This window comes from Terrirhizobium terrae, assembly GCF_030323265.1.
GTDB lineage: Bacteria > Pseudomonadota > Alphaproteobacteria > Rhizobiales > Rhizobiaceae > Neorhizobium.
In genome coordinates this window covers 3348523-3371225 of sequence record NZ_CP104992.1, presented here as the reverse complement: position 1 = coordinate 3371225, position 22703 = coordinate 3348523, and the positions used below count along the sequence as shown (strand labels likewise).

Annotated in this window: 17 protein-coding genes and 7 pseudogenes; 3 read left to right on the top strand and 21 right to left on the bottom strand. The window is 61.2% G+C overall.

Features of this window, described 5'->3' with window-relative positions:
- Positions 1-63 precede the first annotated feature (63 nt).
- From N7E02_RS24580 to yajC, 3 genes are all read right to left on the bottom strand, one after another.
- Entirely contained in the window at positions 64-918 is an 855-nt protein-coding gene (locus N7E02_RS24580) for a phytoene/squalene synthase family protein (protein ID WP_286580234.1), read from the bottom strand.
- Between the two features lies 1 nt (position 919).
- A complete protein-coding gene (locus N7E02_RS24575) occupies positions 920-1306 on the bottom strand; it encodes an Mth938-like domain-containing protein (protein ID WP_286580232.1) in 387 nt (128 codons plus the stop codon).
- A 91-nt stretch (positions 1307-1397) separates the two neighbouring features.
- The gene (yajC, locus tag N7E02_RS24570; RefSeq protein ID WP_286580230.1) at positions 1398-1754 is read right to left on the bottom strand and encodes a preprotein translocase subunit YajC; all 357 of its coding nucleotides are present in this window, start codon (positions 1752-1754) and stop codon (positions 1398-1400) included.
- 190 nt (positions 1755-1944) lie between these two features.
- Between yajC and N7E02_RS24565 the strand changes: the two genes are divergently transcribed.
- Positions 1945-2817, top strand: coding sequence for an ATP-binding protein (locus tag N7E02_RS24565; RefSeq protein ID WP_286580227.1), 873 nt, complete (start codon positions 1945-1947; stop codon positions 2815-2817).
- A 77-nt stretch (positions 2818-2894) separates the two neighbouring features.
- Here N7E02_RS24565 and N7E02_RS24560 read toward each other — a convergent pair whose 3' ends face one another.
- The 15 genes and pseudogenes from N7E02_RS24560 to N7E02_RS24490 all read right to left on the bottom strand — a co-directional run bounded on the left by N7E02_RS24560 (position 2895) and on the right by N7E02_RS24490 (position 18272).
- The gene (locus tag N7E02_RS24560; RefSeq protein ID WP_286580224.1) at positions 2895-4436 is read right to left on the bottom strand and encodes a peptidoglycan DD-metalloendopeptidase family protein; all 1542 of its coding nucleotides are present in this window, start codon (positions 4434-4436) and stop codon (positions 2895-2897) included.
- 127 nt (positions 4437-4563) lie between these two features.
- Positions 4564-5205, bottom strand: a complete 642-nt coding sequence (locus N7E02_RS24555; protein ID WP_374730659.1) for a protein-L-isoaspartate(D-aspartate) O-methyltransferase — start codon at positions 5203-5205, stop codon at positions 4564-4566.
- A 24-nt stretch (positions 5206-5229) separates the two neighbouring features.
- Positions 5230-5985 (bottom strand): 5'/3'-nucleotidase SurE, encoded by a 756-nt coding sequence (gene surE / locus N7E02_RS24550; RefSeq protein WP_286580221.1) that lies wholly within the window; start codon positions 5983-5985, stop codon positions 5230-5232.
- Between the two features lie 12 nt (positions 5986-5997).
- Positions 5998-7279: pseudogene (gene serS / locus N7E02_RS24545) on the bottom strand (serine--tRNA ligase).
- A 52-nt stretch (positions 7280-7331) separates the two neighbouring features.
- Positions 7332-8156, bottom strand: a complete 825-nt coding sequence (tatC, locus tag N7E02_RS24540) for a twin-arginine translocase subunit TatC (protein WP_286580220.1) — start codon at positions 8154-8156, stop codon at positions 7332-7334.
- Positions 8153-8956 carry a Sec-independent protein translocase protein TatB gene (gene tatB / locus N7E02_RS24535; protein ID WP_286580219.1) on the bottom strand — a complete coding sequence of 268 codons (804 nt, stop codon included), beginning with the start codon at positions 8954-8956 and terminating at the stop codon, positions 8153-8155. The genes tatC and tatB overlap by 4 nt, the downstream gene beginning before the upstream one ends.
- Positions 8957-8988: 32 nt before the next feature.
- Positions 8989-9210, bottom strand: a complete 222-nt coding sequence (locus tag N7E02_RS24530) for a twin-arginine translocase TatA/TatE family subunit (RefSeq protein WP_286580217.1) — start codon at positions 9208-9210, stop codon at positions 8989-8991.
- Between the two features lie 171 nt (positions 9211-9381).
- A pseudogene (gene scpB, locus N7E02_RS24525) lies at positions 9382-10047 on the bottom strand (SMC-Scp complex subunit ScpB); the annotation flags it as partial.
- 58 nt (positions 10048-10105) lie between these two features.
- A complete protein-coding gene (locus N7E02_RS24520) occupies positions 10106-10915 on the bottom strand; it encodes a segregation and condensation protein A (protein WP_286584020.1) in 810 nt (269 codons plus the stop codon).
- Positions 10916-10970: 55 nt separating this feature from the next.
- Positions 10971-11986: pseudogene (nagZ, locus tag N7E02_RS24515) on the bottom strand (beta-N-acetylhexosaminidase).
- Between the two features lie 77 nt (positions 11987-12063).
- The gene (locus N7E02_RS24510; RefSeq protein WP_286580216.1) at positions 12064-13566 is read right to left on the bottom strand and encodes an SPOR domain-containing protein; all 1503 of its coding nucleotides are present in this window, start codon (positions 13564-13566) and stop codon (positions 12064-12066) included.
- The gene (locus tag N7E02_RS24505; protein WP_286580214.1) at positions 13499-13798 is read right to left on the bottom strand and encodes a hypothetical protein; all 300 of its coding nucleotides are present in this window, start codon (positions 13796-13798) and stop codon (positions 13499-13501) included. The genes N7E02_RS24510 and N7E02_RS24505 overlap by 68 nt, the downstream gene beginning before the upstream one ends.
- Positions 13795-15165: a hypothetical protein gene (locus N7E02_RS24500; protein ID WP_286580212.1), complete on the bottom strand. Its 1371-nt coding sequence runs from the start codon at positions 15163-15165 to the stop codon at positions 13795-13797. Before N7E02_RS24500 ends, N7E02_RS24505 begins: the two co-directional genes overlap by 4 nt.
- A gap of 65 nt (positions 15166-15230) precedes the next feature.
- A pseudogene (argS, locus tag N7E02_RS24495) lies at positions 15231-16990 on the bottom strand (arginine--tRNA ligase).
- Between the two features lie 64 nt (positions 16991-17054).
- Positions 17055-18272, bottom strand: a complete 1218-nt coding sequence (locus N7E02_RS24490) for a deoxyguanosinetriphosphate triphosphohydrolase (protein ID WP_286580210.1) — start codon at positions 18270-18272, stop codon at positions 17055-17057.
- A 167-nt stretch (positions 18273-18439) separates the two neighbouring features.
- On the opposite strand from N7E02_RS24490, the gene erpA reads away from it, so the two are divergent.
- Both erpA and xth read left to right on the top strand, forming a co-directional pair.
- On the top strand, positions 18440-18769 hold the full coding sequence (gene erpA, locus N7E02_RS24485; protein WP_286580208.1) for an iron-sulfur cluster insertion protein ErpA: 330 nt from the start codon (positions 18440-18442) through the stop codon (positions 18767-18769).
- A gap of 76 nt (positions 18770-18845) precedes the next feature.
- Positions 18846-19653: pseudogene (xth, locus tag N7E02_RS24480) on the top strand (exodeoxyribonuclease III).
- 9 nt (positions 19654-19662) lie between these two features.
- On the opposite strand, the gene N7E02_RS24475 reads toward xth, so the two are convergent.
- The 3 genes and pseudogenes from N7E02_RS24475 to N7E02_RS24465 form a co-directional block, all read right to left on the bottom strand.
- Positions 19663-19920 carry a VOC family protein gene (locus N7E02_RS24475; RefSeq protein ID WP_353622847.1) on the bottom strand — a complete coding sequence of 86 codons (258 nt, stop codon included), beginning with the start codon at positions 19918-19920 and terminating at the stop codon, positions 19663-19665.
- 105 nt (positions 19921-20025) lie between these two features.
- Positions 20026-20819 (bottom strand): annotated as a pseudogene (gene exoR / locus N7E02_RS24470) (exopolysaccharide production regulator ExoR).
- A 467-nt stretch (positions 20820-21286) separates the two neighbouring features.
- Positions 21287-22513 (bottom strand): annotated as a pseudogene (locus N7E02_RS24465) (outer membrane protein transport protein).
- Positions 22514-22703 lie beyond the last annotated feature (190 nt).

The window sequence follows — 22703 nt, the reverse complement described above, 5'->3', positions numbered from 1 at the left end:
CAATGCAGCCGGTTTTCGGGTTGCATCTTGCCTAAAGCGCGAGGCTTGCGCGAGTGTTATGTGCTAGAGCCTGCGAAGAAATGCCGCCTTGACCATACGAAGCTGGCGCCGCCATTGGGGCGGCTGCAGGCTTTCGTCAAGCACACGCGCACCGAGCTTGCGGGCGCGCAAAAGCACCGGCCTGGCCAGCGTCGCGGGCAGGAAAGCCGGAAACACCGAGGCGGAGACAGGCCCGGCGCGGCGCGCCTTTTCAAGATGTTCGAGGCCGAGCCCCGCCAGCGCTTCGATCGCCGCGCCGATGCGGGCCTTGTCTTGGCCTGCCAGAAAGCCGTCGCGATCGAGCCCCGTGGCCGACAGGATGTCGAGGGGGACGAAGAGCTGGTTTCTGTGCCTATGGATCGGCAGGAGGAGGAGAATGCCGGCGATCGCCTGGGCAACGCCCGCGTGACCGGCAGCTTCTGCTGATTGGGCCGCATCGTCATGAGACAGGATGAGGCTCGCGAGCTGAATGAGCGCAGACGCGGTCTCGCCGGCATAGCCTTCGAGTGCGTTCCGATCCGGGAGAGGATCGTCGTATAGGTCGAAGATCCGCGCTTCGGTCATCGCAACCAGTGTCTGACGCGGCAGGCGATATCGCTCGACTGCCTCGATAAGTCCTGCAGCGATCGGGTTGCCGCCCGTATCGCCGTCTGCTGTGCCTTCGAGAAGATCACGCCACCATTGCAGCCGAATCTCGCCCGGAAGCGGATCGCGGACGACATCGCGGACACGGGCGATCTCGGCATTGAAAGCGTAGAGTGCAGCCAGCGCGCCGCGCTTGTCTTCGGGAGACATGAGGCAGGCGAGATAGCGGTCGCGATCCGTATCCCGAAGCGTTGCAAGGCAGAGCGCGCCGTTATCGGACACGATGTCTGTCATGTCAGACCGCGATGAGGGCGGCAGCCACTGCGCGTGACTCTGCCAGCATGATGTTGAATGTGCGCACCGCAGCGCCCGTACTCATCGGGTCGGAGGAAATACCCTTTGCCTTGAGGGCGGCCTTCAATTCGGCCGGCAAAGGCTTGAGATTGGCGCCGGTGCCGACGAGGACTACCTCAATACCGGCGGCCTCGGCCAGAACACGCTCGAAGGCTGAGACCGTCAGCGGCTGGCCCTCTTCGATATCCCAGCCATGGATGCCGGAGGGCAGGCATAGAATGGAACCGCGATGCGACATGTCGGCAAAGCGGAAGCCGCCATTGCCATAGGCGTCGATCGGTGCGCGACCGGGAAAATGGGCTTCGCGAATTTCGATGCCTTTTGCCATGTCGCGCATGCTTTCTCTGAATGACTAGGCCCGGATCAGCCTTGCGTGAAGCGCGGCGTTCCGGGCTTTCATTAGCCGACTTCTCGGCTTGTTACTTGGCAGCCGTTTCGGTCTTGACCGGCTCGCCCTTCACCTTCACTTCGGCGATATAGGCGCGCTGGGCGCGGATCTTGACGCCTTCGGCGATTTCGACTTCCAGCTCGTTGTCGTCGATGACCTTGCTCACCTTGCCGGTGATGCCACCACCGAGAACGACCTGGTCGCCGCGGCGGATGTTGCTCAGCGTTTCCTGGCGCTTCTTGGCCTGGGCGCGCTGCGGGCGAATGAGGAAGAAGTACCACACCACCATCAGGGGCGCGAACAGCATCACCATCTGGAGGATGGAATCCGTTGCGGAACCCGCCGGGGCTGCTCCGGTCGCCTGGGCGAATGCGTTGGTAATGAACATAGAGAACTCCTAAGACGATCGGAGACTCCCCGCCCCCGTTTTTCAAGTCGCCGGAATATAGATGTGCCCGTTTGATTTGCAACACAAAGCGGCAGTTTCCCGTACCAAATCCACGGCTCCGCGCCTTTCTATGCAATGACGAGCGTGTTACCGCGAGGTGAAATGAAGCCGGAACGGCATGAGGAGCACCATGAGCGACGACATCAACGCGCAGATCCTTGCTGAAGTAAGGCGGTTGGCAAACGCAGTCGAACGCCTCGCCGGCCCGGCTCCCGCCGTCAACGACTGGAACGCAGCCGACTGTTTCGTCTGGGTTCCCGCCAATCAGCGCCTGCAGCCGGTACCGAAGCCGAACCGCATCGCGCTGACGCTGATCCGCGGCGTCGATCACGTCCGCGATATCCTGCACGAAAACACGCTGCGCTTTGCCGAAGGCTATCCGGCAAACAACGTGCTTCTCTGGGGCGCCCGCGGCATGGGCAAGTCGTCACTGGTCAAATCCGTGCACGAGGACGTGCGGGCATCGACCGGCATTTCGCTGAAACTGGTTGAAGTCCACCGCGAGGATATCGCCTCCCTGCCGAACCTTCTCGATATCCTCAAGCAATCCGGCCAGTTGATCATTGTCTTCTGTGACGACCTGTCCTTCGATCATGACGATACCGCCTACAAGTCGCTGAAGGCGGCGCTTGACGGCGGTATCGAAGGCCGGCCGGATAATGTGCTCTTCTACGCGACATCCAACCGCCGGCACCTCCTGCCGCGCAACATGATGGAAAACGAGCAATCGACGGCGATCAATCCGTCGGAAGCGGTCGAGGAAAAGGTTTCGCTGTCGGATCGTTTCGGCCTGTGGCTCGGCTTCCACAAATGCAGCCAGGACGACTATTTGGCGATGATCGACGGTTATGCCGCCCATTTCGATCTCGGGCTCGACCAGGAAGTGCTGCATCACGAGGCGCTCGAATGGGCGACGACGCGCGGCGGACGTTCGGGCCGCGTCGCCTGGCAATATATCCAGGATCTCGCCGGCCGGATGCGCAAGCCGCTCACCCGGAACTAGATCGTTCCACAAAGACACCAGACGCAAAAAAGCCCGGCATTGCCGGGCTTTTTCGTCCGTCCTTGAAACGCACTACATTATTCAAGGAAACTGATGGGGTTGACCGGGGTCGCATCCTTGCGAACCTCGAAATGGACCTGCGGGCGCTGGGCGTCGCCGCTCATGCCCGACGCTGCGAGCGTCTGGCCACGCGTGACCTTCTGGCCGCGGGACACATTGATCGAACCGGCATGGCCGTAGACGGTGACCTTGCCGTCGTCGTGACGGACGAGGACCGTGTTGCCGAGCTGCTTCAGGCCGTTGCCGGCATAGATGACGACGCCGTTTTCGGCAGCCTTGATCGGCGTGCCTTCCGGAACCGAGATATCGATACCATCGTTGCGGCTGCCGTTGACGTTGGCGCCGTAGCCGGCGATCACCGCGCCGCTGACCGGCCAGCGATATTTGTCGATGCCGGTGGACTGCGGTGCCTTGGACGTCATGTCGGACTTCTTCTCGACGTCGCCGAGCGAAGCGGTCTCCGTCGGTGCGGCCTTGGCGGGCGTTGCGGAAGGCGCCGGTTCGGCCTTGGCGACGACCGGCTGCGGCGCAGCCTTCGGCTGTTCCACCGGCTTCTGCGGCACGGATGCGGTCTTGACCGGGTCCGGCGTATCGACGCCGTTTGCGACTTTCAGCGTCTGGCCGATGCGGACGTTGCCGTCCTTCAGACCGTTCATCGCCTTCAGTTCATCAATGGAGGTGCCGGTGGCACGCGCAATCTTGGTCAGCGTGTCACCGCTCTTGACCGTATAAGAGCCGTCGAGCGGCTTGCCGCCGGGAGGCGTGATCTTGGCAGGTTCAGCAAGCGACTTGTCACGGGCCGACGGCAGGACCGCCACCTTCTGCTCGGACTGGCTCGACGGAGCCGGAGCGCGGTTCTGCAGGTCGATATCGCCCGAAGCCGTCTTGGCCGAGTTGCGAGCCGGACCGAAGGTCGGGATGACGACCGTCTGGCCGGCAGCAAGCGAGCCGCCGTTGGCGCGGAGAATTTCCTTTTCAGGAACGCCGTAACGGTTGGCGAGCGTCTTTGCGGTTTCGCCCGGCTTCATGGTAACGCGCGGTGCATTGGTCGTGGACCAGCCGGACATAGGCTTGATCGTGCCGGTCGTCAGGTTGTCGGCATTGCTGGCTGACGGCGGCACGATGGCGCGACCATTCGACTGTTGCGACGGGAAAGGCTGCGCCATCGCCTGCTGGCGGGTCTGTGGATCCTGCTGCGGAGCGCCTGGAGCAGCGAGTTCCGAACGCTGCACGCCCATCGGGGCAGATGCAGCGCGTGCCGGAGACTGGTAGCCGCCGGATGCCGGATAAGCTTGCGCGCTGGCAACGTTGTTGGAGCCGTATTGCGGCGGCAACTGCTGTGCAGACGCTACATCACCGCGCGGCACGGGTGCCTGACCATAAGCACCGCCACCCTGGCGCTGCGGGATCGATGCGGTGGTGATATTATCAGTGTTATCGAACAGACCGGAGAACCGGGACGCGTCCGAGCTGCAGCCTGTCGCGGCACTGGCCAGCAAGGCGGCCGCTGCGAACTTTACAACGGATGTACCGAACTTGGATGAACTCTCTAGACGCATTGACTCGACCTACTCATGACGCAACCATCATGAGAGTCATTAAAGCGCGTTAGTCTTACTGGTCGGTTAAAGCGCGATCATCAAAGCTAGTTTTTTGTCAAATCGCTAACCATGTCGGGACAGATGGTCAGAGAGCGGCCGCGATCTGGGGAACCAGCGGCAGGTAAGGCACGGTAAAGAGATCCTCGCGTTCGAAACGGCTGCCCGTCTTGGTCAGGCGCACCATCAGACATGTATCATCTTCCTGCATCAGCGGCGCGATCATCGACCCGCCATGGGTCAGTTGTTCGGCATAGAAGCGAGGAAGCGTCGTAAAAGCAGCAGTGACCAGAATGCGGTCGAAAGTGCCCTCGCCCGGCATGCCGTTGCTGCCGTCGGCTTGACGCACGACGACGTTGCGAAGGCCGAGCGCTTCCATTCGTTCCTGCGCTCCGGTCACCAGCGTGCGATAGCGTTCCACCGTCATGATCCGCTCGGCGATGCGGCCCATGACAGCGGCCGTGAAGCCGCTACCGGTGCCGATTTCAAGCACGCGATGCCCCGGCTTCACCTGCAAGCGATGCAAGAGCCGGACCGCAAGATCGGCACCCTCCATGAAGGCGCCGCAGTCGATCGGGATAGTGCGACTGGAATAGGCTTCTTGGGCGAGCGGAGCCGGGACGAACTGCGAGCGCGGCGTCTGCTCGACCGCCGTCAGCAGGTCGAGATCGGAAATGCCTTCGCCCCGCAGCCTCAGCACGAGGGCAGCAAAGCCTTCCTTCTCAACCATTGCCGATTTCAACCGGTCACTCCCTTAAGCGAGCGCAGAAGCAAGCCGATCCTGTACCGAATAATCGGTCAGGTCCAGCTTCAGCGGCGTCACGGAAATCTTGTTCTGCTTGAGTGCCTGAATATCCGTCCCGGCCGGGAAATCGCCGCCACGCGCAGAAAACTTCAGCCAGTAATACGGACGCCCGCGGCCGTCCTCGCGTGCTTCGGTGATCAGGCCTTCGTCGAGCTTGCCCTGATGGGTAACCTCGACGCCCTGAACCTCGCCGGGTTCGCAATGCGGGAAGTTGACGTTGAGGAACGTCCCGGCAGGAAGATCGACAACCATCAGCTTCTTCAACAGGTCCACGGTATATTGCTCGGCAACCTCCCAAGGCGTGAAGCGGCCGTTGTCCTTGCGGGCTGCCTGGCTGACCGCGATCGAGCGCACGCCCTGGAGCGCGCCTTCGATCGCACCGGCGACTGTACCCGAATAGGTGATGTCGTCGGCCATGTTGGCGCCGTCGTTGATACCCGACAGGATCAGGTCCGGCTTGCCGCCCATGATCTCGTTGACCGCCATGATGACGCAATCGGTCGGCGTGCCGCGCAAAGCGTAGCGCTTCTCGTCGATCTTTCTGAGCCGCAGAGGCTCCGACAGGCTCAGCGAATGGGCAAGTCCGCTCTGGTCGGTTTCCGGGGCAACGATCCAGACATCATCGGAAAGCTGGCGGGCGACCCTTTCGAGTACCGCCAGACCTTCCGCGTGGATGCCGTCGTCATTGGTGAGCAGAATGCGCATTCCTGAAATCCTTCAAGCCTTTTCGATTTTCGTCAGGCCGCCCATGTAGGGCAGAAGGGCATCGGGAATTGTGACAGAACCGTCTTCGTTCAGGTAATTTTCCAGAACCGCGATCAGGCAGCGGCCGACAGCCGTACCCGAGCCGTTGAGCGTATGGACGAAACGCAGCGCCTTTTCGTCCTTGACGCGGTAACGAGCGTTCATACGGCGCCCCTGGAAATCGCCGCAGACCGAGCAGGACGAGATTTCGCGATAGGCATCCTGACCCGGCAGCCAAACTTCGATGTCATAGGTCTTGCGGGCGCCGAAGCCCATGTCACCGGTGCAGAGCGTCATGGTGCGGAAATGCAGGCCTAGACGCTTCAGGACATTCTCGGCGCATTCGGTCATGCGCTCGTGCTCAGCGATCGAGCTTTCGGCGTCGGTGATCGATACGAGTTCGCATTTCCAGAACTGATGCTGGCGCAGCATGCCGCGCGTATCGCGACCGGCCGAACCGGCTTCCGAACGGAAGGAGGGCGTCAGCGCGGTGAAGCGCAGCGGCAGCTTTTCCTGCTCCAGCGTTTCGGCCGAAACGAGGTTGGTCAGCGTCACTTCCGCGGTCGGGATCAGGTAACGGCCATCCGTCGTCTTGAACAGGTCTTCCTCGAACTTCGGCAACTGGCCGGTCCCGAACATCGCCTCGGCCTTGACCATCAGCGGCGACGAGACTTCCGTATAGCCGTGCTCCATCGTGTGCATGTCGAGCATGAACTGGCCGAGCGCACGTTCGAGACGGGCAAGCTGGCTGGTGAGTACGGTGAAGCGCGAGCCGGAAAGCTTGGTGGCGCGTTCGAAATCCATGTAGCCGAGGGCTTCGCCGATATCGAAATGCTCCTTGGCCGGATGGTTCCAGCGCGGCTTTTCGCCGACGACGCGCTTCACGACATTGCCCGATCTCGTCCTGGCCAACGGGAACATCGTCCAGCGGGATGTTGGGGATGCGTGACAGGGCATCGTCCAGTGCGGCGACGGCCTCGCGCTCTTCCTGCTCGGCGGCAGGCATTGTGTCCTTGATCTCGGCAACCTCGGCCTTCAGCTTTTCGGCCAGTTCGAGGTTCTTCTGACCCATGGCAGCGCCGATCTCCTTGGAGGCGGCGTTGCGGCGGGACTGCATGTCCTGGAGTTTCTGGATCACGCTGCGACGGCGTTCATCCATCGCCACCAGTTCAGCCGCCATCGGCTCGACGCCGCGCTTCTTCAGCGCTTCATCGAAAGCCTGTTCGTTCTCACGGATCCACTTGATATCGAGCATCGGTCCCTAGCCTTAAACGCGTGTCGCCACGCGCATCAGGCCAAGGGAAACCTCAAGCCTTCTCGGTCTCGACGACGTCGGAAGAGGCCTCAGCAGCCTGAGTTTCCTCGTTCCGTTTACGCTCGACGAGTCGCGCGGCGTAGATGGAAATCTCGTAGAGAAGGATGGTGGGTATAGCAAGGCCGATCTGGGACATCGGATCCGGCGGCGTCAGGATCGCGGCCGCGATAAACGCGATGACGATCGCATATTTCCGCTTTTCCTTGAGCCAATCGCTGCTCAGGATGCCGACGCGTGCGAGAAGCGTGGTGACGACCGGAAGCTGGAACACGAGACCGAAGGACAGAACCAGCGTCATGATCAGGCTCAGATATTCCGAAACGCGCGGCAGGAGGGAAATTCCCACCTCGCCTTCGGTCGGGGCCTGCTGCATGGCGAGGAAGAACCACATCACCATCGGCGTGAAGAAGAAATAGACCAGGGCGCCGCCCAGCAGGAACAGGATCGGCGAGGCGATCAGGAACGGCAGGAAGGCCGAGCGCTCGTTCTTGTAAAGGCCGGGCGCGACGAACTTGTAGATCTGCGAGGCTATCACCGGGAATGCGATGACGAGCGCGCCGAACATGGCAACCTTCACCTGGGTGAAGAAGAATTCCTGCGGCGCCGTGTAGATCAGCTCGGACTTGGCGATATCCAGCCCGGCCCAGACAACTGCCCACTTATAGGGAATGACCAGCAGGTTGAAGAGCTGCTTGGCGAAGAAGAAGCAGACGACGAAGGCGACGAAAAAGGCACCGATCGACCAGATCAGGCGGGTGCGCAGCTCCATCAGGTGTTCGATGAGCGGCTGCGGCTTGTCCTCGTAGTCCCCGCTCATGCTTCGTCCTTCGCAGTATCAGTCTTTTTCACGGCGCGCTTGCGTGCAGGCGCCTTGGTTGCCGGTGTTTCGGCAGCAATCGCGGCGGTCTCGGCAGATGCCTTGGACACTGCCTTGCTACGCTTCGGCTTGGCGGAGGCATCCGCAACCACCTCAGCCGGCTTTGCAGCGGCTGATTTAGCCTTTGTGGCGGGCGCCTTGGCAGCAGCAGTCTTGGTAGCTGGCGATTTCCGTGCCTTGGCAGGCGTTGCCGATGCAGCTTCCGAGGATGCCGCCGTCGCTGCCGAAGCAGTTGCCGCCGACTTCGCCTCGGTCGTCACTGCCGCTATTGGAGCAGCGGCGACTGGAGTAACAGGCGCGGCCGGCTTGGCAGTCGGCTCGACACTGGCTGGAACCTCAGGCGCAGTCGAAACGGGTTCGGCACCCTCGATCGCCTGCTGCGCCTCCACATCGGTCTCGCTCAGCTCGGATGCGTTGTTCTGCAGAGGATTAGGGATCTGCGTCGCCTTCTGCAGGTCGGCCTTGATATCCTGCCCCATCTGCCTGAGCGGGTTCATCGCATCCCGCAGGGCGTTGGTCGGATTGAGCTTCTGTGCATCGGAGATCGTCTTGCGGACGTCATCCATCTCCGATTCACGCAACGCTTCATCAAACTGGGCGCGGAAATCACCCGCCATCTTGCGGAAATTCGACGTCATCTTGCCAAACGCACGCAACATCGGCGGAAGGTCCTTCGGACCGACCACGACGATGAGTACGACCGCAATGACGAGCAGTTCGGTCCAGCCGATATCAAGCATGCGAGGAGGCTCCTGAAACCTTCAGCCGCCCGTTAAGAGCGGGTAGTTTCCTTGACCTCATCAGGCTTGTGGTCAACGGTCTTGCCCGTGCCAGCCGTGTTCGTTTCCTGTGCGTCGTCGTCGGACATGCCCTTCTTGAAGCTCTTGATGCCCTTAGCGACGTCGCCCATCAATTCCGGAATCTTGCCACGCCCGAACAAGACGAGCACGATGACCAGAACGATCAGCCAATGCCACACACTGAAAGAACCCATTAGTCCAACTCCAATTCGTATTTCGTACCCGATGTAAGCTCTTTGCCGGGCTTTTTCAAACACCAAAATCGCATGATGCAGTAGTAATCACGCCGTCGTTAGAGGCAGTGAGACAATATTTGCGCCACCGGGCTTTCTGGCGGTCAGTTGCTGCCCGTTTCGGCGGCATATCTAACTTTCGTCGCCGCCACTCGGGCTGAGAAGTCCGAGTTCCTCCAGATCGAGCTGGGTGATCGGATCCTCTTCGTCCGAAAGGTCGTCCGCGATGCCGGGCATGGGTATATGCAGGCCCGGCGGAATTCTCCCGCTCAGCAGACCGGCCCCCTTCAATTCCTCGAGCCCCGGAAGATCACGTAGTTCCTCAAGGCCGAAATGGTCGAGGAAATCAGTGGTGGTGCCAAGCGTCACCGGACGGCCCGGCGAACGCCGCCTGCCGCGGAAGCGCACCCAGCCCGCCTCCATCAGCACGTCGAGCGTACCCTTGGAGGTCTGGACGCCGCAGATCTCTTCGATCTCGGCGCGCGTGACCGGCTGGTGGTAGGCAATGATCGCCAGCACTTCGAGCGCTGCGCGCGAAAGCTTGCGGACCTCGTTGTCATCCTTGCGGATGACGAAGGAGAGATCGGCGGCCGTGCGGAACGCCCAGCGATCAGCCGTGCGGATCAGGTTGACGCCTCTCGTCGCATACTGCTCGGAGAGCCGGTTCATGAGCGCGCCGATATCGGTACCCTTCGGTAACCGATCGGCCAGAAAGCTTTCAGGCACCGGCTCGGCGGAGGCAAAGATCAGAGCTTCTGCAATGCGCTCGGCCTCGAGATCGGAGAAGACCTCCTCTCCTGCCCCTCAATATCATGATCATCCGGACCGACCATGTCAGCCTCGTCGACAACGGAGGTCATTCGCCGGCTCCGGGCTGAGACGCCTCGTAAGGCACGCGGCCGGAGCCGGCGCGCAAATAGATCGGCTCGAAGACGCCGTCCTGACGGATTTCCAGCTTGCCTTCACGCACCAGTTCCAGCGAGGCGGCAAAGGCGCTCGCGGTCGCTGTCACCCGGTCTTCCGGCGGCAGATAGGGCAGAAGATAAGTCTGTAACGCCGTCCAGTCGGCGATCTCGCCAAGCATCCGGGTCAGGAGTTCGCGCGCATCGACCAGCGACCAGACCTTGCGCTTTTCGATGGTCACCTGGGTAATTGCCGTCCGCTGCCTCAGGTTGGCATAGGCTGAAAGGAGATCGTAAAGGCTCGCGTCATAGGCAGACTGGACACGATGCGGGATATGTTCCGGCGCTCCGCGGGCAAAGATATCCCGGCCAAGCCGGTTGCGATTGACGAGCTGGCTCGCCGCCTCGCGCATCGCCTCAAGGCGACGCAGACGGAAGGCAAGCGTGGCTGCCATCTCCTCACCGGTCGGCCCGTCATCGCCCTTGACCTGCTGTGGAATGAGCAGCCGGGATTTCAGGTAGGCGAGCCAGGCGGCCATGACGAGATAATCGGCCGCCAGTTCGATGCGCACGCGCCGCGCGCTTTCCACGAATTGCAGATATTGCTCGGCAAGCGCCAGCACGGAAATCCGCGACAGATCGACTTTCTGGCTGCGGGCGAGATGGAGAAGCAGGTCGAGAGGGCCTTCAAAGCCGGCGACGTCGATGACAAGTGACGGATCGTCGGCAGAACGCTCGCTCACGTCCTGCCAGAGCTTGTCCATCGGAATGGCGCCCTGCCCCGAATTCACCGCCACTCCTGTTTTCCCCTTTTGTCTGTCAGGCGACCGCCACCATCTGATGCAACTCGGCGCGCAGCGCTTCCTCGTTCGCATCGTCGGGCTTTCGGAAGCCGCCTTCGACCGCCTCGGCGCGCTTCAGGCTCCTGCCGGACAGCGCCACCACTTCTTTACCACTGCCTTCATTTCGTCCATGAGGCCGTTGCAATGCAAGACAATATCGCAGCCTCCCCCATGATTCTGCGCGGCACGCTCGCCGATCGTGCCCTTCAGCGCGTTCATTGAGCTGTCGTCGGAGATCAGCAGGCCGTCGAAGCCGATATGGCCGCGAATGACTTCCTCGATGACGACAGGAGAAATCGTCGCCGGATCACGCTCGTCATAGGCGGTGAAGACGATATGGGCGCTCATCGCCATCAGCTCGTCCTTCATCGTCACGAAGGGCAGGAAGTCGTGGGCTTCCAGCTCGGCACGCGATGCGCTCACCACCGGCAGCTCGTGATGGGAATCGGCCATGCCGCGACCGTGGCCCGGCATATGCTTCATGACAGGCAGCATGCCGCCTGCCTTCAGGCCTTCTGCCGCCGCCTTGCCCATGGCAGAGACTATCTTCGGATCGAAGCCATAGGCGCGGTCGCCAATGACATTGCTCGCACCTTCGATCGGGACGTCGAGCACCGGCAGGCAATCCACCGTCACGCCAAGCTTCAGCAGATCGAAAGCATGGAGCCGCGACATCAGCCAGGCGGCCCGCAGCCCCTTCTCCTCGTCCTGACGGTACAGTTCGCCAAGGGCAGCAGCCGATGGGTAGCGCTCGATCATCGGCGGACGGATGCGCTGCACCCTGCCGCCTTCCTGGTCGATAAAGACAGGTGCGTCCGGCCGACCGACAGCATCGCGCATGGACGCGACGAGCTCTGTGATCTGGGGCAGCTCGACGCAGTTGCGGGCGAACAGAATGAAGCCCCAGGGCCTTTCGTCGCGATAAAGCGAAATTTCGTCCGGTGTCAGTTGCGCGCCGCTGGCGCCCAGAACCATTGCCTTCGATACACTCATGTCACATTGCCCGATGGGAAGGAGATCAACGAAAAACGGGCGCCGCGCGCCCCGTTTCGATTATTCAGGAGTAGCGATCAGCGTGCCACGAGGCAGCTGCCGCCGGCAGACCGGTAGCGTTCGCAGAGTGCGACCGCCTCGGCTCTATTGGCGCCGGCCGGGATGCGGACGCGGTAGAACGTACCCTTGCCGGCAATCTCGGCAGCCTTGATGTCGACGCCACGTCCACCGATCACGCTGCCAAACTTATTCGACAGGTTCTGGTAGGACTTCTGCGCATCCGCCTGCGACGGCAGCGAGGCGATCTGGATGACATAACCACCAGCAGCGGCGGCAGGTGCTGCGGCCGTAGCCTGGGCTGCCGGAGTTGCTGGCGCCGGGCGAACATTGCCCTGGTCGCTGACGGAGGCCACGACCGTGGTCGGCTGCTGCTGCGGACGGGTTGCCGGAACCGGCGCACGAACGTTGGAGGCAGCCGTCGGCGCGGCGATCTGTTCGATCGCGGACGGCTCGGTGCTGACCGGCTGAACGGTTGCAACGGGATCAGCGGCGGGTGCCGAGACCGGCGTGGCAGCGGCCGGGGTCGACGGTGCGGCCGTCGGGAAGGCAGCAGCAGTCTGCTGCGGCGCAACCGGGCTGTCGCCACGCGCCGGAGCAGCCGCCACCTTCTCGATGTTTGCGACCGGAGCCGGAGCTTCCACTTCCTGTTCGACGAGAGTGCCGTCGGCGCGAACGATCATCGTCTTGACCTTGCGCGGCATGACGGTGACGGCCTGCTGATCAGCGGACTGAGATGCATCAGCCTGTTCCTGCGGCAGCAGACGCGGATCTTCCGTATCGGCGACATCCGTCATCTGCATGTCGTTTTCGCCTTCCAGCGGAAGGTTGTCCGGCATCAGCGTCTTCTGAACGACATCGACCGGCTCCTCGCTGCTGGAGATCAACTGCTCCTGGCGCGGTGTTTGCGACGCCGAACCGGCGACACGGTCGTAAACGGCCTTGTCCTGGTTCGGAACGGTCTTGCCGCCCGGGTTGGCCGGAGCGACCTTGACCGGGTCGGTATCGGCCGCAATCACAACCGGTTCGCCATTGCCAGCACCCGGACCGGAGGTGCCAAGCCAGGCATAGGCGCCAGCACCGCAGACAGCAAGAATGCCGACAGCGGCGAGCGGCGCGATCCAGCGACGAACAGAGCGACCGCCCTCTTCGCCATCGAGATCCTGGACATAATTGCCCTGATCGGCATAGCGCTCGTCATTGGCCTGAAGCGGTGTCGCGAGGCTGCGGCGGAAATCTTCTTCCAGCGCGCGCTCGAAATCGTCGAGATCGGAATAAATCGACTGACCCGAGGCAGCAGCAGTGGCAGCCGGCTGGGCCGGTGCTGCGACAGGCTGAGCCGGCGTGTTGTCGCCGCGCATCGATGCTGCCGCTTCCGGGGCTTCCAGAAGCGAAGCCAGTTCCGCGTCGATATCAAGATCGAAATCGTTGCGGTAAAGCGGCGGCTCTTCCGCTTCAATGACCGGCAGTGCCGGAACGTCGAGTTCCGCGATGGCCTCTACATGCTCTTCCGAGATCGGCAATCAGCGCCGGATCGAAAGCGAGATCATCATCCTGTGCACCCTTGGCATCGGCCATAACAGCTGCAGGTGCGTGCTGAACCGGCTGCGCCGCGGCAACGACCGGTGCTGCCATGATAGGCGCGGCTGCAACAGGCGTTGCAGTCATGGCCGGAGCAGAGAGGACCGGCGATACGCTCGGTGCAACCGACGGAGCGGCAGCAGAAACCCGCGGCGCGGTAGGCGCCTGCGTCATGATGGGCGCCTGAGCAACGACGGGGGCTGAGCAATAATAGGTGCCTTGACCGGCTCTACGATCTTCTTGTTTTCCTCGCCGACCATATCGGCAAGGTCGAGTTCGAGATCATCGAGCGCCAGTTCGAATTCGACATCCGCAAACGGATCGATATCGTCATCCAGCGAAGGCGCAGCGGCCTTCGGCACATCAGCCACGCCCGGCTCATTGCGGACTACCGGTGCGGAGGCAACAGCCGGCGCTTCGATGTGAGACGCCTTGGAATAGCGGTCGACGTCATAGAGCAGTTCGTCCAATGCGGAGAACTGACCGACACCAGCCTTGGGCTCGGCAACGGGCTTTGCGGCAACCGGTTCAGCCGGGCCTGCCAGCGGAATTTCCATTGCAGGAACGGTAACCGGAGCCACCGGCGTGGAAACCGGCTGCGTCGCGGCGGCCACGATCGGAGCGGCAGCGGCGGGCGCCGTGAAGCTCCAGTTCTGGAAGGGCTGCTCTTCGAGCTTAGGCGCGGAGGCGGCCGGGGCTGGCGCCGGAATTGGAGCCGGAACTTCGACCTTCGGCGTAACCGGGCGATCCGAGACAACACCTGCACCCGACCGGAAATTGGCGATCGGCATGCGGAAGCTCGGCGTGAAGCTCTCCTTGCGGCGAACATCCGGCACCGGCTGGGCAACCGGCGCGGCGACGATCGAGGTCTCAAGTTCCTCGGCCAGATCGAAGTTTTCGTACGCTACCGGCGCGGGCTGCGAAACCGCTACGTCCGGGGCGTAAGAAACATCTTCAGCGACCTCGGAAACGACAGGTTCGACGGCCGCGCTAACCGGCAGTTCGACTTCAGGCTCGACTTGAGCGAAATCCATCGGCGAGACGAAATCAAATCCGTCATCCTCTGCCTGCTCCTGGTGACGCGCTTGCGCGACAGGCTCGGAAAAGGCCTGCGACACAGCCTGCACCGCACCTGCATGCCAAGGCTCGGCTGGAGCAAGTGGCTCGCTGTTGAATGGAACGTCGGCATGATCGTCGAATGCAGGGGCCGCCTCCATTTGACGCTGCTCGAATACCGGCTCGACGTGATCGCGCTCGTAAGCGGCGACAGGCGCAGCAGGCTCGGCCACACCGACATCGTCGACCGGATCAAGGCGCGGAGCGTCGTAACGCTCGAATTCGCGCAGAAGCTCGTCTTCGAGATTGAAAACTGGATCTCGCCGCTCGGCTGCTACCGATGCCGCCGGCACGGAGAGCGGGTCGGGCTTTGCCACCACTCGCTCCTCATAACCGACAATACGTGCAAGTTCCGCCAACGGGTCACCGTCAGCAAAGAAATCCGGTACGTCGTTCCGGCTACGCGCAAGGTTGTTATCCGCCATTGCCTCGTCCACTCACCTACATTGCTACGCTCTGCCAGAGCAATATGGGGAAATGTTGGCGTAATTTACCGCATTTCTTCCGGTGCAGCAGTGCCTGCAATAGCGAGGCCAGACCTCAAAACACAAGCGACAGCACGCACCAGCCCAAGTCTGGCAATGCTCAATTCTCGGTTTTTATCGTTAACAAAGCGTAATTCCGGTTGTTCTTTACCTTTATTCCAATGCGCATGGAAGGAACTTGCGAGGTCATACAGATAAAATACAACGCGATGCGGCTCCTGGGAGAGCGCTGCGCTTTCGATCAAACGCGGATATTCGGCAAGCTTCGCGACAAGCTGAAGCTCGTTCAGAATCAGTGATTTGGCCGACAGTCGAGGCAAGATCGAGCAGAATCGAGGTCGAGATCCGGGAAAGCGTCCTTCGCCTGGCGGAAGACGGACATGCAGCGGGCGTGAGCATACTGCACGTAAAACACCGGGTTATCCTTCGACTGCTCGGTAACCTTGGCAAAATCGAAGTCTAGCGGCTCGGAATTCTTGCGGTAGAGCATCATGAAGCGAACCGAATCACTTCCGACTTCGTCTACCACTTCGCGCAGGGTGACGAAATCGCCGGAACGCTTCGACATCTTCACCGGCTCGCCGTCGCGATAGAGCTTCACGAGCTGGCACAGCAGAACCGTAAGCTTCGCCTTGCCGTCGGACACGGCGCGCGCGACGGCCTCGAGGCGCTTCACATAGCCACCATGGTCGGCACCGAGCACATAGATCATCTCGTCGAAGCCGCGGTCATACTTCTCCTTGAAGTAGGCGACGTCAGCGGCAAAGTAGGTATAGCTGCCGTCCGACTTGATCAGCGGACGGTCGATATCGTCACCGACTTCGGTCGAGCGGAACAGCGTCTGGTCGCGGTCTTCCCAGTCTTCCGGCAACTGGCCCTTCGGCGGCGGCAGCTTGCCCTTGTAGACATGGCCCTTGAAGGTCAGATCATTGATCGCGGCGCGGATCTGCTTGGCGCCGTCGGCATGCAGCGTGCGTTCGGAGAAGAACACGTCGTGATGGACGTTGAGGGCATTCAGATCCTCCCGGATCATCACCATCATCGCTGCGACCGCTTGCTCCTTGACGATCGGCATCCAGTCTTCTTCCGGCATGTTGTGCAGGCGCGGACCGTATTCGTCCGCCAGTGCCTTGCCGACCGGCACGAGATAGTCGCCCGGATAGAGACCAGCCGGGATCTCGCCGATATTCTCGCCGAGCGCTTCGCGGTAACGCAGGAAGACGGAGCGTGCGAGCACATCGATCTGGCCGCCCGCATCGTTGATGTAATATTCCTTGGTGATGTCATAACCGGCAAAGGCCATGAGGTTGGCCAGAGCGTCGCCGACAACGGCGCCGCGGCAATGGCCGACGTGCATCGGGCCGGTCGGGTTGGCCGAGACATATTCGACATTGGCCTTCAGGCCGGCGCCGATCTTGGAGCGACCATAGTCAGTGCCTTCGGCGATCATCACGGCCAGGAGGCGCTGCCAGTAGCCGGTCGAGAGCCGGACATTGATAAAGCCCGGGCCGGCGACGGAGACTTCGCTGACATCGGGATCGTCGCGAAGGGCGGCCGAAATCAGGTCCGCCAGAGCGCGCGGATTGGTGCCGAGTGGCTTTGCCAGAACCATCGCCGCATTGGTCGCGACATCGCCATGGCTCTGGTCGCGTGGCGGCTCGACCGTCAATCGTCCGAAATCGATCTCACTGCGCTTTTCCTTGATGATATCAAGTGTTTCGAGCGCATTCTTAATTCTCTGATCGAAGTCGGCGAACAAATTCATGTCTTATCACCCGCGCGTTTCATCGCGCGAACCCTTGGAAAGCCGTTGATATTGGGTGGAGGCCCTAGCGCAAATCGGGAGTCTGGTCAAACAACTCGCCGTGGACGCGGACCGCATAGGTATCCGTCATTCCGGCAAGATAATCGGCCACATGCCGGGCACGCGCGCTCTCCTTCAACCCGGAAATGTGATTGACCCAGAAGTGGCTGCGCATCAGCGTCGGGTCTTCCATGTACTTCTGGAAAAGATCCGTGACGATCTGCGACGCACCGGCGCGAATTCGCATGATTTCGGGATGGCGGTAAATGCGTGAGAACAGCAGCTTCTTGATCAACCGGTCGGTCTCGGCCATTTCTGGCGAGAAGGTCGCGATCACCCGGCCGGCGGCCCGCACGTCGGCAGCGCTCTCCGGCTGCACGGCGGCGAGATTGGTCTGCGCCACGCCAATCACATCCTCGACCATATGGGTGATCTGCCGGCGCGTCACCTCGTAGGCGAAGCGGGTCGGATCGAGATCCGGATAGCGATCCCGCACCTCCTTCATCAGTCCCGCCAGAAACGGCACCTCCTCCAGCATGTCGAAGGTCAGAAGGCCGGAGCGCAGTCCGTCGTCGATGTCATGGGTGTTGTAGGCGATGTCGTCGGATATGGCGGCGACCTGCGCCTCCAAGCTGGCGAAGCTCGCCAGTTCCAGGTCATGCAGCTCGCAATAGTCGCGGATCGGCTGCGGCACCGGGCCATGTGTGCCCTCGCCCTTGTTATCCAACAGCGGGCCGTTGTGCTTGACCAGACCTTCGAGACTCTCCCAGGTGAGGTTCAGACCATCGAACTCGGCATAGCGGCGTTCCAGCTTGGTCACGACCCTCAGCGACTGGGCATTGTGGTCGAAACCGCCATAGGGCTTCATCACCTCGTCCAGTGCGTCCTCGCCCGTGTGACCGAAGGGCGTATGGCCGAAGTCGTGGACCAGCGCCACGCCTTCCGCCAGATCCTCGTCGAGCTTCAGCGCGCGCGCCAAGGCGCGGGCGATCTGAGCTACCTCGATCGTGTGGGTCAGACGCGTGCGGTAGTGATCGCCGTCCGGGCTGATGAAGACCTGGGTCTTGTGCTTCAGGCGACGAAACGCCGTGGTGTGGACGATACGGTCGCGGTCGCGCTGGAATTCCGAGCGGGTCAGGCTCGTCTGTTCGGGAAACATTCGGCCGCGGGAAGCCCAGGGATCGGATGCATAGACTGCCCGCTCGCCACCGCCAAAACCCAGCACTCTGGTATCGATTGTCATGCCTTCACCTGTACTTCGTCCCTGCTCGCCCATTGACGCGCCATTCACGTCTTCATACCTATAGTGAAACCGTGCGCAAAGCCGGTGACAAACGAATTGGAATCTTCGAGTTCTCCGGGCGCCGCCCGAAACTCACCGGGCCTTGAACCCGGCAGGAGACGAAAGACATGACTGAAAACGTAACCCTCTCGGATGCCGCGGCCAAGCGCATCTCCCAGATCGTCGCGGCCGATGCCGGCAAGCAGGCGCTTCGCGTCTCCGTCGAAGGCGGCGGCTGTTCCGGCTTTTCCTACAAGTTCGACCTTGCAGAAGCCCCGGCGGATGACGATGTCGTCATTTCCAACGGTGACGCCAAGGTGCTGATCGACAGCATGTCGCTGATCTATATGGCGGGTTCCGAGATCGACTTCGTCGACAACCTTCTCGGCCAGTCCTTCCAGATCAAGAACCCGAACGCGGTTGCCAGCTGCGGCTGCGGCACCAGCTTCTCCGTCTGACGCCAATCGACGATCTTTCCCTTTCCTCTCGCGCGCTATCGGCTAAAAGAGACCGATAGACTGCGAGGGTGAAGGCATGAAGATCGCGACCTGGAACATCAATGGCGTCAAGGCACGCATCGACAACCTGCGCCAGTGGCTGACCGATCTCGTCGCCAGACATTGTCTGCCTGCAGGAAATCAAATCCGTCGACGAAGGTTTTCCGCGCCTCGAGATCGAAGCCCTTGGCTACCACGTCGAAACCCACGGCCAGAAGGGTTTCAACGGCGTGGCGATCCTGTCCAAGACCAAGCCCGACGAGGTCATGCGCGGCCTGCCCGGCGGCGAAGGGCCCGACGGTACGGTGGACGAGCAGTCCCGCTATATCGAATGCGTCTTCTCGGTACCGGGCGGCGCGATCCGCGTTGCCTCTATCTATCTGCCAAACGGCAACCCTGCCGACGATCCGGTCAAATATCCCTACAAGCTTGCCTGGATGGAGCGCCTGCGCCGCCACGCACAGGCCTGCCTCGAGCTGGAAGAGCCGCTGATTCTCGCCGGCGACTACAATGTGATTCCCGAACCGCATGACTGCTTCGATCCGGCCGTCTGGGCAACCGATGCGCTCTTCCTGCCGCAGACGCGTGCGGCCTTCCGACGGCTCGAAAACCTCGGTCTCGTCGATGCCGTTCGCGCCACGACCGACGCGACCCGGCTCTATTCCTTCTGGGATTACCAGGCCGGCGCCTGGCAGAAAAACAACGGCATCCGCATCGACCACCTGCTTCTCTCGCCGGAAGCGGCGGATCGCCTGAAGGCGACCTCGATCGAAAAGCATGTGCGCGCCTGGGAAAAGCCGTCCGACCACGTTCCGGTCATCGGCATCTTCGATTTCGCCGCCTGATCGGCACCGTCAGACGTGCTGCAGCACGTTGATCATCCTGCCGTAGGGATCGCGCAGGAAAAACCGCCGCACGCCCCAAGGCTCGTCGGTGGGCCCATATTCGATCGCATAGCTCTGCGCCTTCGCCCGCGTCAGAACATCTTCGAGATTGTCGACTTCGATGGATATGTCGGCGAAAGGCGCGCCGGAACCGGCGTGCTGCGCGATGCTGATCTGCGGTGTGGTGGTCGCATCGCCGGCAAAGGTCGCGATCCAGCCGTGATCCATGGCGAGTTCGAGGTCGAAGAGATCACTGTAAAGGCTTTCGCCCGAGCCGGATCATCGCCTTGGATATTGGGAACGATACGTCGAACCGCCATCGTTCCCTCGCCGTCAGTCGTCCGTATCGACCAGCTGATGCGACATGGCGACGGCGCTGCGTCGCTCCTGTTCGCTGGCCATGGAGAAGGCCTGCTCCTGAAGCTGCTCCATCCAGCCGCAATCCTTGGCGACGCAGCGATCGAGCGCCGCGGTCAGGAAGGCGAGGCCGCGCTGCGTCTGGCCTTCCTGAAACAGGATGTTGCCGAACACAGCCATGGCGCCGGGATGGCCGCTCTTGCGGGCCTGGTTCAGCCACTTCTTGGCCTGCTGGATGTTGGCGCCACCGCCCTCGCCCGACAGCATCATCTTGGCGAGTTGGTATTGCGCTTCCGGAACGCCGAAGGTGGAAGCTACCTGGAAATAAAGCTGACGGGCCTGGTAGAGATCAGCCTTCACCGGACTACCGGCAATCCCGTGGCTGTAATAGCTTGCCAGCGACAGCAGCGCGTTGACGAAGAAGCCAGTGTCCTCCGATCCCGGCTCGACGCCTTGAGCTGCAATCTCATTATAAATCTTGAAGGCTTCGTAGTCGTCCTTGGCCACGCCGTCGCCATAGGCATACATGTTGGCGAGCGCCCAACGGGACCCGGTATGGCCCTTTTCGGCAGCGTAACGATAGGCTTCGACAGCGTCTTCCTTCTGGCCGTTCTTGTAGGCCTTGAAGCCGAACTTGAAGAGATCGAAGGGGCCCGATTCCTCGACACACCGGCCTTGATGTCAAAGGCCAGTGCCGATCCGGCGCAAAGCATCGCCAGCGACATTCCAAGAAGCAATACTCTCATGGATCCAGTGCCAGACTTCCGCATGGTTCAGTTTCTTTCAACCCGTGACGTGGCCAATCGGCCAGCGATCAGGGCATGGTTTTTGGCCTCGCGGTAAGAAGATCCGAACCAGTCGATCCGGACATCCTGCCTCCCTTTAGGCTGAAGAAACTGTAAACGCCATTTTCGGCAAGACTAGGACCCGCCAACAAAGCTTGGCCGACAGCGGAAAATGGATGGGAAATCCATCGCCCGGCGACACTAACGCCCCGTTTATCTTCAACAAACCCGCCCATGTTACTCCAACATGCACGTCCCGCCCCCGCTGGCCGCGCTTTCTATTTCCAGTATCGCTGCGCTCTGTTTGTGGCGGGATGTGGACAAAATCCCCGCTCGCCCGGCGCCCGAGCACCGTCACAGAAAAGTGTTGCCAAATCGTCACAAAATCGAGAGCCGGCAGCACACGCGAAAAGGCCCGGCGGAAACCGGGCCTTTCGTATCGAAGAATGTCGTCAGAACTTGACCCTGAGAGAGGTCGAGACGGCTGCGACGAGATCGTTGTCGTAGCTGAAGGTTGCCTCGTCGCCGATCGTCTGGCCATCGACCACCATCGACTTGGAGTCACCGCTCGTCATGAAGCCTAAGACACCGGCAAGACGGATCTCGACATTCTTGGTCGGTGCGTAGGCAACACCGGTGGTAAACAGCCATGTGTCGGACTGGGCACCGTAATCCTGTGAAGTGCCGCGATCCCAGGTGACGCTGACGGCACCGCTCCACTGATCATTGAACTTGTGGCCGATACCGCCGGTCACCGTCCAGCCATCACGATAACCGAGGTCGAGCGACGTGATCTGCGTGCCGGAATTGAAGAAGGGATTGTCTGGATCTGGCTCCAATCCGTCCACTTGACCGAACCGAAGGCGAGCCAATCCTGCGCGATACCGGACTGCACCTTTAGTTCAAGCGCATCCGGCATAGCCGTCGAACCGTAAACCGGAATGATACGTCCACCAAGCGGGTTTAAGGCGCTCGGCACCTGGGTCAGGTCGACGGTACCGGACACGTCGTCGAGCTTCACTTCGCTATAGTAGACAAAGCTTGCACGGAACGCATATTCCGGAATTTCGTAGGCAACGCCTGCACGCCAGCCCCAGCCGTCGCCTTCAAGATCAAGACGACCGGTACCATTCAGCCCCGATGCAGCAATCAGTTCCGGCGCTATCAGCAGGCGCTCCTTGAAGCCGTCCATCTGGAGGTAGTTGCCGCCACCGATCATCCGCAACTGGCCCGGACCAACATCAAACTTGTAGGAACAGGTCAGCGCATAGTTGTCGCTGTTGATCTTGGTTTCGATGTTCTGGTAGGCCCCAGCCCAATTCGCGCCCGGCTTCGAATGAGCACCATAGGGTTGTGAGTAGTCGAACATGCAGTCCAACCCTTCATAACCGGCTTTGGCGCCGATTCGGGGCGACCAGTAGTTCTCGGTGTCATCAGCCGACGACTTGTATCCGAGGAAGTTCAACGAGGCCGGAGTCGTGCCGCTCGTGTCCTGAACATTCTTCAGCTTGCGCTGAGGCATGACGAAGGTTGCAGTCAGAATCCACCGCAAAGCGCGACGTATCGAACAGAAGGTCGATATTATAGCCGCCTCTCTCAATCCCTCCCGCGAATGCCGGTGCGTGAAGAACTCCGACGGCCGCCACCGCAAGAATTCCGCGCGACATGTACTTTACCATTTTCTCTCCCACTCCCGGTAAGTTACCGGCGCCACTTTAGATGGTTCACTCTAAACAACAACTTTCGGCTGTCGGGGCGATTGCACTGCACAATCGCCAAAAACTTACGTAAACCCATGAGCCAAGGGGACAGAATCGGCCGACATGAGATGAAATTACCTTCATCTCATGTCGATCGGATAGGGCTGTA